The sequence below is a fragment of the Bacillus sp. PS95 genome (assembly GCF_037963565.1).
Classification (GTDB): domain Bacteria; phylum Bacillota; class Bacilli; order Bacillales; family Bacillaceae; genus Bacillus; species Bacillus subtilis.
The window spans coordinates 300,668-313,606 of the sequence record NZ_CP150160.1 but is presented as its reverse complement, the minus strand read 5'-3'; the positions used below and the strand labels follow the sequence as shown (position 1 = coordinate 313,606).

The following is a 12,939-nucleotide window of genomic DNA, read 5'->3' as shown; positions in this document are numbered from 1 at the left end:
GTGTGCACCCTCCGGCGCACACTATCTTATGATTTAACCAATAGTGAATCTTTCAGGGCATCGAGGTTTTGTTTCATAATGTCGATATACCCTAAACCTTTATCCTGTTCTTCTTTGCTCAAGCCTTCCAATGTATTCAGCACTTCTGTCTTCGCGCCGATTTCACTGGCGAGCGTATCTGCGACCTTTGAGGATGCAATTTCTTCAAAGTAAATGACTTTTACATTATGTTCTTTGGCATATGTTTTCAGCTTTGCCAAGCTGGCTGCACTCGGTTCTTGGTCAGGTGACAGCCCTGCAATCGGAACCTGCTTCAAGCCGTATTCTTTTGCCAGATAGCCAAAAGCTGTATGCTGCGTGATAAATTCTTTTTTCTCCGCTTTTTTTGCGGTTGTACGATATAGTTTATCAAGATCCTGCAGTTTTGCAATATATTCTTTACTATTTTTCTCATAGTATTCTTTGTTATCCGGGTCCTGCTTCACGATTTGCGCCGTAATATTTTTAACTTCCTTCTGTGCCAGAACAGGGCTGAGCCATACGTGAGGATCCATTGCATGACTGTGCTCATGCTCTCCATGATCATGCTCTTCGTGTTCTTCTTCAGAGCCTTCCATTAAATCAATACCTTTGCTTGCATTAACGAAAACGGCATGGCCTTGGCCCATGCTTTTTTCAGCTGACGGAACCCATGTCTCCATGTATTCACTATTATAAACGAACAAATCAGCATCCTGAATGTTAGCAATGTCTTTCGGCGTCGGTTCCCAATCATGCGGTTCAACGGAAGATGGGATTAACAGATCCACATCGCCTTTGTCTTTTACAATTTGTTTTGTGAATTCATACATCGGGTAGAACGTTGTGACAACGTGCAGTTTATCACCCTTTGAATCCGCCGACCCTTTTGTTGATGAGTTGCCGCATGCTGCAACCAATAAAAAGCACGCTGCAATCACAAACAAACCGCTCCATTTTTTAAACATATCGTATATCCCCTCTTTTTCAGTAACTTTAAATCAAAATGATAACGATTTTGTAATCCTATATCATAATAAACCGAAGTCATTACGTTTTGCAAGAATAAATTTCATTTTCATTTATTCTTCCCGCCTGCAGAGCGAATATATGTACTAAAAAAACCCGGCTAAAAATGCCGGGCTACTTCAATCATTAGTTTGTTTTGTCCAGAAGATAGACCCTGCTCTCATAAGGCCGGAACACCATTTCGTCATCAAGATCATCGTTGTTATAATTGCTGAGAAGCAGAGAGGCCTGAGCTTTGCCGCAGTTCTTAGGCCACTGAAAAACAGCCTGCTCTTTTGAAAAATTATTGACCGACAAAAGCTGCTGTTTACTGTTTTCTCTCATGTATACAAACAACTGCGGATCGTCCGGAAGCAAAAGATCAAAGCTCCCTTTCATGAGGTCAGCGTACTGCTTTCTCAGGCTGATCAGCTTTTTGTAATAGATTAAGACAGAATCAGGATCTGCCTGCGCTTCCTCCACATTGATTGCGGTGAAGTTCGGATTGACCTTCAGCCAAGGCGTGCCGTCAGTAAATCCGGCATTTTTGCCGCTGTTCCACTGCATCGGGGTCCGGGCGTGATCCCGGCTTTTGGCTAAGATCGATTTCATCACATCATTTGGATCATAGCCTTTTTCAAACACCCGTTTATGATACATATTGATCGTTTGGATATCTTTGTAGTCTTCAATCCGGGTGAACGGCGCGTTTGTCATCCCGATTTCTTCTCCCTGATAAATATACGGCGTGCCCTTCATAAAATAAAGTACGGCTGCCAGCATTTTCGCTGATGCTTTGCGGTATTCCCCATCGTCTCCGAATCTGGACACAATCCGGGGCTGGTCGTGGTTGCACCAAAACAATGTATTCCAGCCTTGATGTTCAAGCTTCTTTTGCCATTTTGTCAAAACCGATTTTAAATCAGAAAGCTCAAGGGGCTTCAAATCCCAATGTTCTTTTCCGGGCTGCTGATCAAGCTCCATATGCTGAAAGTGAAAAATCATATTCAGCTCATGCTTATCTGTTCCCGTATATTTCAGGCCTTCTTCCGGTGTGACACTGCCGACCTCTCCGACAGACATGACATCATATTGGGAAAACACTTCATCTGTCATTTCTTTTAAATAGTCATGGATTCGTTCGCCATTTGGCTGAAAAGGCTTCGGCTCTGCCTGCTGATTGATATAGTCCTCATACGAAGGAAGATATTCTTTCTTAGAAATGAGATGGAGCTGATCAATTCGCAAACCGTCGACCCCTTTATCGAGCCAAAATTTCATCATGTCATACACCGCCTGGCGAACTTCGGGATTTTCCCAGTTTAAATCAGCTTGTTTGACGGCATTCATATGGAGATAGTATTCTCCGGTGTGCTCTTCGTATTGCCAGACCGGCCATCCATAGTTTGAGAGCCAGTCCGTCGGCGGGCCGTTCTTTGTGCCGGGACGCCAATAATAATAGCTGCGGTATTTGCTGTTTTTGTCCAGCTCCGCTTCTTTAAACCACGGATGCTCGACCGAGGTGTGATTTAACACAAAGTCCATCACCAGCTTTAATCCCCGCTGATGCACCTGGTCCAGCAGCACGTGAAAATCGTCCATTGTTCCGTAAGAATCCATAATCGCCTTATGGTTTGTCACATCATAGCCGTAATCAACATTCGGAGAAGGATAGATCGGGCAAATCCAAATCACATCTGCCCCGAGCTCCTTTATGTAGTCAAGACGGGAAATAATCCCCCGCAAGTCCCCAATTCCGTCTCCATTGCTGTCCTGAAAGCTTCTCGGGTAAATTTGGTACACCACTGCATCCTTCCACCAGTCTGTTTTCATCCCGCAATCCCCCTGTTTTGTGTTCTATTCAAGCTGAGACGGATAAAGTGTCATCCCGCCATCGACGAAAAGTGTTGTGCCGGTCACATAGCTTGCTTCCTCAGATACGAGCCAAGCCGCTGCTGCCGCCACTTCTTCAGGCTTTCCGAAGGCTTTCATCGGGATTTTTTTCAATTGTTTTTGCCTGCTCTCTTCCTTTTTCGTATCAACATTTGATTCTGTGGCAATGGTGCCGGGCACTATCGCATTGACGCGGATTCCCTTATCCGCATAATTGAGCGCCAGCGTTTCCGTCATCATCTTGATGCCGCCTTTGGATGTGGAATACTGAACGTTTACAGGGCGCGGAATCTGCTGGTGAACACTTGAGATATTCAGCACATTGCCCTTGATATTGTTTTTCATCATGTGGTTAAGTGCTGCTTTCGCTCCCAGAAAGGTTCCGGTAACATTGACATCAATCACTCTCTGCCAATCTTCAAGACTCATCTCATGCGGCATCGCCTCAACGCCGTTAAAACCAGAGTTGTTTACCATCACATCGAGCGTGCCGAAATGCTCTAAAGCTGTGTCCAAGAGCGCCTGAATCCCCTCTTCTTTTGACACGTCCGCCTCAACTGCGACGGCTTTCCCTCCGTTCTGTTTAATGATTTCTAGGGTTTCATCGGCTCCAGACGGGTCGCTGTGGTAGTTTACAACAACATTCATTTTCTCCTGTCCGAACCGTTCCGCAATGGCTTTCCCGATTCCTTTTGAAGACCCTGTCACAATCGCTGTTTTTCCGGTTAAATCTTTGTACATACTTGATATCCTCCTCTGTTTCTCACTATGCAGTGGAAAATACCCTGTTTTTCCGAGTTGAAAACAGCACAAAAAAAGCAGAGAACCTGTAGTTCTCTGCCATTTCCTATTGAAAACGCTGCTCGGCAAGCTTCTTTTTAATATTCATCAGCCTGCGGTAAAAGAAAGCGGCTGACTCGTAATGTTCCAGCTGATTGAAACGTTCCGCTGTATCATGCAGCAGATCTTCGGCGTCAGCAAGAAGCTGCCTGGATTCCAGCAGGTCAAAGCATTCTGTAAGCACGTTCAGGTCGCCGCTTCCAAGATACAGCTCATGAATGAGGCGGAATTTCGTCAAGTACATGTCATCCTCCCATTCAGCCGCGCTCTTTATCCCGCGGTCATACGCCTCTACTGCCTTGTCGTATTTTCCCTCTTTACAGTAGATATGGGTCAGTGAAAATACAGCTTGAACAGCTTGCTGAAAGTTGTGCTCCTCAAAAATGGCGGCGGCTGTTTTGAAATAGCCCTCCGCTTCTTTGTAATCACCCAGACTGTACTTACAGTGTCCGACATTATAATAGGCAGCGGCGATCATGTACGCTTCTTCAAGCTGCCTGGCATGATCTAAAGCGCTGCACAAGTGGGTCAGTGCTTTTTCATGATGATACACATCGGTCAAATTTCCGGCGATGATAAATTCACACTGAACCCGGCGGCGACCGTACAGTTCATATTTCGTATAGATATCAAGCGCCTGGCTCGCATAATTCATGGAAAAATACGTTTGTTTGATGTGATAATACACTTCTGCGACTTTAAAAAGAAACTCAGCTTTTTCGATCTCATCCTCGACATACTCGAGCTTTTCCTCGGCATGTTTATAATGGTCAATCGCTAATATGAAATTTTTCTGCTTGAATTCGTACATTCCTCTGAAATAATAAAAGTAGTATTCCAATAAGCCCGTGAGTTTTTGCTGATTGCTTTCAATTTCGTTCAGCATATCAGAGAACGGAGGCTTGGTGTCGCTGTCTTTCACCGGCATCAGCTTATCAAGCATGATTCGATGCCGGAATTCCATCAAAGAAAAATATAAAAGCAAGTCCTGATTCTCTTCCATATCTTCTAAATCATATTCAATCTCCTGCTTTAACGCTTCTGCTTGATCTGCTTCAAATGCGCGAATGAGCTTGTACCATTCATTCAGCTTTACTGCTACTTCTTCTGATGGAATCTTTGCTCTCATCGGTCTGCCTCCTTCCTCCTGCTACTATTTATGTTATATTTTATCATAGCTGTTCGCTTTTAGAGAGAGTCAATCACTTAAAAGCGTTAACATTCAGCACATCTTGAGAAAGTGAGACCGATATGAACTTACCCGCAAAAACATTTGTTATCTTATGTATTCTATTTCTTCTAGATCTTTGTTTTAGTTATATTCGGCATGAATGGCATTCTCAAAACGCCTTGCAGGACATGCCTGTCCCCTCGGATCTTCATCCGATTGTGAAGCAGAATGCCGATGCACTCAAAGCCGCTGCAGCGAATAAAGGCATTACCGTCGTCATTACTGAAGGATTCAGGTCCTTTAAGGAACAAGATGAATTATATAAACAGGGACGTACAAAAAAAGGGAATATTGTCACCTATGCAAGAGGAGGGGAATCGTATCATAACTATGGTTTAGCGATTGATTTCGCCCTTCAAAAAAAGGATGGCAGCATCATATGGGATATGGAATATGACGGCAATCAAAACGGAAAATCAGATTGGCTGGAGGTTGTCGAGATCGCTAAGACACTCGGTTTCGAATGGGGCGGGGATTGGAAACGATTCAAGGACTACCCCCACTTGGAGATGATTCCTAACTAGACACCCCTCACAGCCTTTTCTTTTTCCTTATGTGCGCATCAATATAGGAAGGGTAAACCGGCTTATAGACAAGTTTGTAGTGCTGGTCACTGCCTGCTGTAAAGTCAGGCTGCCATTCCAGCTTCACATCAAAAGCGGCTAAAAACGCTTCTCTCGCTTCTTCAGCGGAAACATCCGGCCTGTGATTTATCGCTTCCAATTGTTCAGGTTCAATATCAGGCGCCATAAAAGCGTCAATCAACCCAGTTTCCGGATTGACAATGATGCGGGCAGCGCCGAACCGCAGCGGCACTCCTTTATACCAGACAGAAAAATGGTTGCGGACTCTCCCTCTTTCATCAATTCGGACGGGATTCACCCTGAAAAACTCAGCCGCTCTCGGATAAAGGGCATACAAAAATTGAAGCGCTATCTCTTGGCATTCTTCCGTGGAGCATTGGCGGTTGTTCGGCCGCTCCATAAAAGAAAGCGCTGCTTTTAATTTTCCTGTTCTTTTATCCGTCTTCATTTTGATTGTGTTTTTATTTCTCGTTTCAAAATAGCTTCCTATGCTTAAATCCTTACGCTCCGGCGCAGCGCCTCTGCGCCACGTGCTTCCAATTTGTTCTCCAAAGTCTCTTTCACTGACTTTCTGCATATCAGAGGTAAAACCCAGCAAGGCAAATATATCAACTTCTTCCTTGTTCTGAAGCGGCGGCAGTGGCGCCGTGTTTTCTATTCTTTCATCTGCGATATGCTGGTCGGGCACAATTTCGTCTACATCTGCGGGATAGCTGTATCCCGGGAGAATCGGTTCATAAACAAGCCTTGGTTCCTGTTCGCCATCAATGACATCGTACATCAGCTCAAAAGACATTGTGTTTAAGTAATGGGACACAACCTTCTCTTTTGCTACAAATTCCGTCGGAACTTCGGCTTTATACCCTTCCCCGTAATATAGAAAGTGGACAATCTGACCGCTGCGTGTCATATCAATTAAAAAACCTGAATTGGGAATCGGAAGCCCCAGCTCCATTTTGGTATAGACAAACCGGATGTGCTGCCCCCGTTCTTCCTTGCCTTGAAAATGAAAATTCATAAATGTGCCGGGATGATTCGCAGCGGCAAACTGAAGAGCCGTCAGCTTCAGCTCAGCATCTGGAAGTTGTTTGTCTGTCTCGGAGCGGACAGTTGTTGAAAAGGTGAGCAAAGCGCCGTCATTTCTAAGTTCAACTGTAATGTGCTTTTCCGGATCTTTAGGGTCCTTCCAGATAAAATATGCCTGCCCGTTCTTCTTTTGCTTTTGGTCGTAATCTTCTATCTCAAGCTCATAATGCGTCGGTACATTTCCGATCTCCTGCGCCTTCTTTTTCAGCTGTTTATTAACCAATGAAGTCATCCCTTTCAAAGAGTCTACGACAAAGAGAATCCTGTTTATTATATAAAAAGACCTTTCTTCTTTTAAAGTGAAGAAAGGTCCTTTTCTATTATTGTCATTGTTTTTCGAGATTCTTTCTGTTACTTTCATCACGTACTCTCTTCTATACCTGAGGCAATTGCGTGACTTTTGGCTGTTTTACCATGAGCTGAAGACAGGCTCTCCTGTATGTGCATCGATAAAACGCGGATACACCGGCTTATAGACGAGCCGGTAGCTGTGTTCTTCATCATCTCCGTACTCTCTTTCCCAGCCAAGCTCAACTTTAAAATGCTGCCAAAAGATAGCCTTGGCTTGTTCAACTGAAATGGCCGGCACAGGATCAATGGTTGCCAGCTCATTTGGGTCAATATCTGGTCCCATATAAACGGTGATATACCCTGTCTGGCGGCTGACACAAATTTTGATCTGCCCAAATCGGATCGGAACTCCGTGACAATGCGCTTCAAATGTAAAAACAGCGACTGCGTTTTCTTCTTCATCCTTTTCATCGTATCTGATCCTAAAATATTGATCGGCATTCGGAAATAAAGTAAACAGAAAGCGAAGCGCGATTTTTTCGCACTCTGCCAAAGTTACTGTCAGCGGCCCTTTTTCCTCCATAAATGACATGACGCCTTCGAGTTTTCCGGTTTCTTTGTTATAGATGGTTTTCAGCACTTGATGAGTCCGTCCCTTAAACCAGCTGTCCATGTTTTTATCCGCCGGCTGATACACAGGGTCATCCGGATTCCGCCAAACGATTCCGATTCTCCCATCTCCCAAATCCGCTTCCCGCTCTTTGACAAACCCATTTTCAATACCAATCATGCTATCAGGATCGGCCTTTTCGCGGATGCCCTCGAATAAAGGGAGAGGAAAGCTCTCCGGCTCCCTGTAATCATCGTCATCATCAACTCCTCCTTGTTCTTCTTGAACCAAATCCGCAGGTACGGTAATCGCCCTACATTCAGGCTCATACACCAAATGCGGCTGATCATCTCCATTTCTGTAAACAGAACGATGGAGAACCTCAAACAAAAGGTTGAACTCCACGTCCTTCTTGATAAAGGCAAGTGCCTCTTCAACATCCGCGACCCTCTTTGGCTTGATGATGCTGCCCGCTTCGCCGTAATAGCGGAAGTAAACGATCTCACCTGATAAGGAAACATCAGCCATAAATCCGCTCATGGGGAGAGGAAGCCCATCCTCCATTTGAACATATGAAAATCTCACTTTATCGCCGTATGCACGGTCATTTTCTTCACGAACAAAGGCAGAGAGTGCCCCCGGATGATGAGTCTCGACAAATTGGCGCATGATATCCTCTAGTTTCTCCTCAGACAGCCTTTCTCCGCTTTCAGGCTCAATATCACGGGAAAGGGATTCCAGCTCTCCGTCCGGTCCAAGCTCCACGATAATGCCGGTATTCTCATCCTGAGGATCTGCCCAACAAAAATGAGCTCTTTTATCATCACCGCCATAATCTTCAATTTCCAGTTTTAAGTGTGTCGGCACCCTGCCGATTTCCAGTGCTTTTTGTTTCAGTTCCTCTTTCTTCACAAAGGCAGCCCCTTTCATCCTTCTTATGTTCCCTTCAACTAATCAAAAAGTAATAGTCTAAAATACACAGTTTTCTGAGTTTACCAGTTTTACCAGAACATTTTTCACCAAAAATAGGATGATGAACCTATTCAATATAAAAGCTAATAATCTTAAAATTAATTCCGTTGTAACTTTTTATAGGTCCATTCATGACAAAGGAGGGCGGAGTTTCCAGAAAATCCGGTGAAAACCGTGAGAAAAGAACTGATTTTTTTGGTTATATGATGCTAATCCATTCAAAAAGATCCATTTCTCAAAGACAAAAGACTCCCCTTTCCTAAACCATTTGAGGAGGAAAAATGAATGTTTCAGAAAAAAACGTACGCTGTTTTCCTAATTCTTCTGCTGATGATGTTTACAGCTGCTTGTTCCGGCAGCAAAACAAGCGCGGAGAAGAAAGAATCAGAAACAGAAAAAAGCTCAGATATAGCTCAAGTCAAAATCAAGGATGTCTCTTACACACTTCCGTCTAAATATGATAAGTCCACTTCAGATGACCAGCTCGTGTTAAAAGTCAATGTCGCGGTGAAAAACACAGGAAAAGACCCGCTGAATGTAGACAGTATGGATTTCACATTGTATCAAGGTGATACCAAAATGTCTGACACAGACCCTGAAGACTATAGCGAAAAGCTTCAAGGCAGCACCATTAACGCTGACAAATCCGTTGAAGGAAATCTTTTCTTCGTTGTAGATAAAGGCAAGCAATACGAGCTTAACTATACGCCGGAATCTTACGGTGATAAAAAGCCAAAATCAGTTACTTTTAAAATTGACGGAAAAGACAAAAAAATCCTGGCGACGGCAGATAAGCTCCAAGATTCTGCAAAAGCGTTATCAGCTTATGTTGATGTCCTTCTTTTCGGCAAAGATAACGCCGATTTCGAAAAAATCACCGGCGCTAACAAAAATGAAATTGTAAATGATTTCAATGAATCAGCCAAAGACGGTTATCTCTCAGCTTCCGGCCTTTCCAGCACATATGCGGACAGCAAAGCGCTTGATAATATCGTGAACGGCATTAAAGAGGGATTAAGCAAAAACTCTTCCATTCAAGCAAAAACGACTTCAATCTCTAAAGACGAAGCAATTGTTGAAGCCACAGTTAAACCTGTAGATGCGTCTTCTCTTTCAGACCGTATCGAAGACAAAGTGAAAGACTACTACAGTAAAAACTCTAGTGCCAGCTATGAAGAGGCAGTGAAATACGCGCTTCAAGTCTACCCTGAGGAATTTAAAAAGCTTGGACCTGCTTCATCTGAAAAAACAGTTGAAGTGAAAATGAAGAAAAATGACATCGACCAATGGCAGCTTGATATGGATGATTACAGAGCAGCAGAATTAGTCGAAGCATTCATCAAAGAATAAAACACCAAAAGGAAATAGCCATGACGGCTATTTCCTTTTTATTTAAAAATGTCGCTGATGAAATTCACTTCGTCTTCGGTGAGTTCAATGTTCAAGGTTTTCAGGTTATCCTGTAGTTGCTCAGGTCGTTTAGCTCCTGGAATAATGGCATCAATCGCCGGTCTCGTTAACAGCCACGCCAAGGCGACATGTGCCGTATCCACTTGTTTTTCCTCCGCTACTGCTTTCAGCTTATCTACTTTTTTGAGATTGTGGATAAACGTTTCACCCTGAAATTGAGGTTTATCCTTTCTGAAATCATCAAAGACTGTGTCTCGCGTGAATTTTCCTGTCAGCAGTCCGGACGCAAGCGGAAAGTAAGGAATAAAGGAGATGCCTTGTTTTTCACAGTATGGAAGAAGCTCTTTCTCGGCATCACGCTGTATGAGAGAATATTCGGCCTGGAAGACCTCCAAATAGCCATCAGCATTAAAATCCTGCAATTGCTGATAATCGAGGTTCGAAGCGCCGATTGCTTTGATTTTCCCCTCATCCTTCAGCTCTTTCAAAGTGCCCGCCACTTCAGCGAGAGGTGTTTTTCCATCCGGAAAGTGAATATAATACAAATCAATATAATCTGTTTTCAGCCGCTTCAGGCTCTTCTCGACCTCGCTGCGAAGAAACTCCCGGCTATTGTCTAATTCAATGCTGCCGTCCACTTCTTTATGAGCTCCTTTGGTGGCGATGATGAGCTCATTCCGCACGCCGCGTTCCTGTACGACTTCGCCGATTAATTCTTCAGATCGCCCCAATCCATATATAAAGGCGGTATCGATAAAATTGACGCCGCCATCCAATGCCGTGCGCACTAAATCCTTCCCTGTTTCATCATTTAGATTTGGAAATAGATTATGCCCGCCGACCGCATTCGCGCCGAATCCGATCCGCTTCACCTCCAGCTTCGTTTTGCCGAGTGTACGTGTTTGATCCATTGTTCCTTCTCCTTTGAAACCAATTTTGATGAAAAATAGTGCAGGGTCACTTTTTGTATTAGATATCCTTTTTCTATTTTCCTTCTTTTTTCAGGATATACAAAAAGGAGAAAGTGTATTTCTCGTTTCGCAAGTTTATTTTGGAAGAACCCATTTGTCTTTCAGGAAGCAGGCTCTGGCTAGTAAAAAGAAGATGGCGATGAGCACGGCGATGGTTCCTGACGTAGATAAAATGGCAGCCGGGTCAACCATCCCGAATAAAAGCTGTTTAAATAACGCATGCAGGTTCAGAAACGGGATGAGAAAGTATGATAAGTCAAATTGGTTCGGTGCCTTGCTGAAGATGAAAAACATCGGGAACACAGGCAGAAAGACGACGAGAGACATATAACTTTGCGCTTCTTTTACCGAGCTGGACATGATGCTGATGAAAAGCTCCATCGCAGAGATCAGCAATGCAGAGAGCACAATGATTAGCGCTGAAGCGCCGATTACACTCCACATATGATCTCCCAGCTGGAAGGCCGTTTTTAAATTTTCGGTAAATAACACGGTGGACAAAATCAAAAACACCAAAGCCAATACACCTGAAGCCACGCCAAAAGTGGAAACCGCAAGCCACTTGCCGACCATCATTTTGTTTCTGCTGACTGGCGTTAATAGCAGCGCCTCGATTGACTTCCGATCCTTTTCACCGGCCATGATATCAAGAGCGATCGGCATTGCGCCGGAAACAATGGAAGTCAGAATCAGCATGGGCAGAATGGCGGAAAGCATAATAGCGGAAGTCCCTTTCTCCTCATCCGCTTCCTTTTGCTGAATTGTAAACGGCTGGATCACCGATTGATCAATATGCTTATTTGTTAAACGTTGCTGCACAATTTCATTTTTGTACTGATCTAAGGCAGACTGCACAAGCTGCATGGCATTTGACGACCCTTGATCGATTGAATTGCCGTAAACATCAACCTTAAAAGGTGTCATGCTGTTGACATATGAGTCGAACTCTTTCGGGACGTTCAGATAGGCATCTGCTTTTCCTTCATCAACTGCCTCTTCAGGCTTTGCAAATGTTTTTACGCTGATTTCGTCAATCTCATGAAGCTTGCTTTCCAGTGCGGGCGGAAGCGAATGGCCGACAGCCAGCGTGTACTGCTCCCCTTTGTCGGACAGCATGCTTTCATAAAAAAAGACAAGTCCAAGCATCATAATCATCGGCACTAAGATTGTGAGTAATATCGTTTTTCTGTCGCGCAAAGCGTCGATCATTTCTTTTTTATAAATATGGCTCAGCATTTAAGAAATCCCCCTGACAAGCTTAGACATAAAGATGTAATTCAAATCCTCACTGCGCTCGCTCTCGTATAGTGATTCAAGCGCCCCTCGGTAAATCACCTCTCCGCTGTGAATCATGATGACACTGTCACAGAGCGCCTGCACTTCCTCCATAATGTGGCTGGAGAAAAGAATCGTTTTTTGTTCTCTTTTCAGCTGCTGTATAAATTCGCGGAAGATGTTGCTTGACGTAATATCAAGCCCAGTTGTCGGCTCATCAAATAAAATGATGTCCGGATCGTGAATCAGCGCTCTGGCAATGGCGACTTTCTGCCTCATGCCTTTCGAAAACCCGCCCACTCTCCGGTTCATATAATCGCGCATGCCAAACCGTTTCGATAAATCTTCTATTCTTGCTTTGATCTCGTGGCGGTTCAGCCCATACAGCCTGCCGAAGTATTGGAGATTTTCTTTAGCGGTCATCCTGTCGTAAAGCCCGGTTTCTCCTCCGAATAAGACACCGATTCTTTTTTTGACTTCTGCCGGCTGCTTGACCGTGTCAAAGCCGTCTACTGTGATTACACCCTGTGATGGTTCAAGCAAGGAAGCAATCATTCTCAGCATCGTCGTTTTGCCAGCACCGTTTTCTCCGAGAATGCCGACGACTTCTCCTTTTTCAATTGTTAAGCTTACATCTCGCACCGCTTTGACTACTTTTTTCTTATCCTGAAACCTGCGGCTGCAATCGGTCAGTGTAATCATGTCACAATCTCCCTTATCTTTATTTCTAGTAATGACTATATACGAAAA

12 protein-coding genes are annotated in these 12,939 nt (G+C 44.1%); 3 read left to right on the top strand and 9 right to left on the bottom strand.

What is annotated here, in order from left to right; translation table 11 throughout:
- Positions 1–26 precede the first annotated feature (26 nt).
- From NSQ12_RS01765 to rapJ, 4 genes are all read right to left on the bottom strand, one after another.
- A complete protein-coding gene (locus NSQ12_RS01765) occupies positions 27–986 on the bottom strand; it encodes a metal ABC transporter substrate-binding protein (protein ID WP_003234733.1) in 960 nt (319 codons plus the stop codon).
- A gap of 187 nt (positions 987–1,173) precedes the next feature.
- Entirely contained in the window at positions 1,174–2,859 is a 1,686-nt protein-coding gene (locus tag NSQ12_RS01760) for an alpha-glucosidase (RefSeq protein ID WP_339175751.1), read from the bottom strand.
- Positions 2,860–2,883: 24 nt separating this feature from the next.
- On the bottom strand, positions 2,884–3,660 hold the full coding sequence (locus tag NSQ12_RS01755; RefSeq protein ID WP_339175749.1) for an SDR family oxidoreductase: 777 nt from the start codon (positions 3,658–3,660) through the stop codon (positions 2,884–2,886).
- A gap of 106 nt (positions 3,661–3,766) precedes the next feature.
- Positions 3,767–4,888, bottom strand: coding sequence for a response regulator aspartate phosphatase RapJ (gene rapJ, locus NSQ12_RS01750; protein WP_015715201.1), 1,122 nt, complete (start codon positions 4,886–4,888; stop codon positions 3,767–3,769).
- Between the two features lie 122 nt (positions 4,889–5,010).
- On the opposite strand from rapJ, the gene cwlK reads away from it, so the two are divergent.
- The gene (gene cwlK, locus NSQ12_RS01745) at positions 5,011–5,514 is read left to right on the top strand and encodes a peptidoglycan L-alanyl-D-glutamate endopeptidase CwlK (RefSeq protein ID WP_029317221.1); all 504 of its coding nucleotides are present in this window, start codon (positions 5,011–5,013) and stop codon (positions 5,512–5,514) included.
- 7 nt (positions 5,515–5,521) lie between these two features.
- Here cwlK and NSQ12_RS01740 read toward each other — a convergent pair whose 3' ends face one another.
- Positions 5,522–6,883, bottom strand: coding sequence for a YcdB/YcdC domain-containing protein (locus tag NSQ12_RS01740; protein ID WP_038428124.1), 1,362 nt, complete (start codon positions 6,881–6,883; stop codon positions 5,522–5,524).
- 186 nt (positions 6,884–7,069) lie between these two features.
- Positions 7,070–8,491: a YcdB/YcdC domain-containing protein gene (locus NSQ12_RS01735; RefSeq protein WP_339175746.1), complete on the bottom strand. Its 1,422-nt coding sequence runs from the start codon at positions 8,489–8,491 to the stop codon at positions 7,070–7,072.
- Between the two features lie 173 nt (positions 8,492–8,664).
- On the opposite strand from NSQ12_RS01735, the gene NSQ12_RS01730 reads away from it, so the two are divergent.
- A complete protein-coding gene (locus tag NSQ12_RS01730) occupies positions 8,665–8,796 on the top strand; it encodes a hypothetical protein (protein ID WP_003246334.1) in 132 nt (43 codons plus the stop codon).
- A gap of 22 nt (positions 8,797–8,818) precedes the next feature.
- Positions 8,819–9,883 carry a DUF4352 domain-containing protein gene (locus tag NSQ12_RS01725; protein WP_003234750.1) on the top strand — a complete coding sequence of 355 codons (1,065 nt, stop codon included), beginning with the start codon at positions 8,819–8,821 and terminating at the stop codon, positions 9,881–9,883.
- Between the two features lie 38 nt (positions 9,884–9,921).
- Here NSQ12_RS01725 and NSQ12_RS01720 read toward each other — a convergent pair whose 3' ends face one another.
- The 3 genes from NSQ12_RS01720 to natA all read right to left on the bottom strand — a co-directional run bounded on the left by NSQ12_RS01720 (position 9,922) and on the right by natA (position 12,891).
- A complete protein-coding gene (locus tag NSQ12_RS01720; protein WP_339175744.1) occupies positions 9,922–10,854 on the bottom strand; it encodes an aldo/keto reductase in 933 nt (310 codons plus the stop codon).
- A 135-nt stretch (positions 10,855–10,989) separates the two neighbouring features.
- Complete coding sequence (gene natB, locus NSQ12_RS01715; RefSeq protein ID WP_339175742.1) at positions 10,990–12,150, bottom strand: sodium ABC transporter permease NatB; 1,161 nt, start codon at positions 12,148–12,150, stop codon at positions 10,990–10,992.
- Positions 12,151–12,891, bottom strand: coding sequence for a sodium ABC transporter ATP-binding protein NatA (natA, locus tag NSQ12_RS01710; RefSeq protein ID WP_015252894.1), 741 nt, complete (start codon positions 12,889–12,891; stop codon positions 12,151–12,153).
- Positions 12,892–12,939 lie beyond the last annotated feature (48 nt).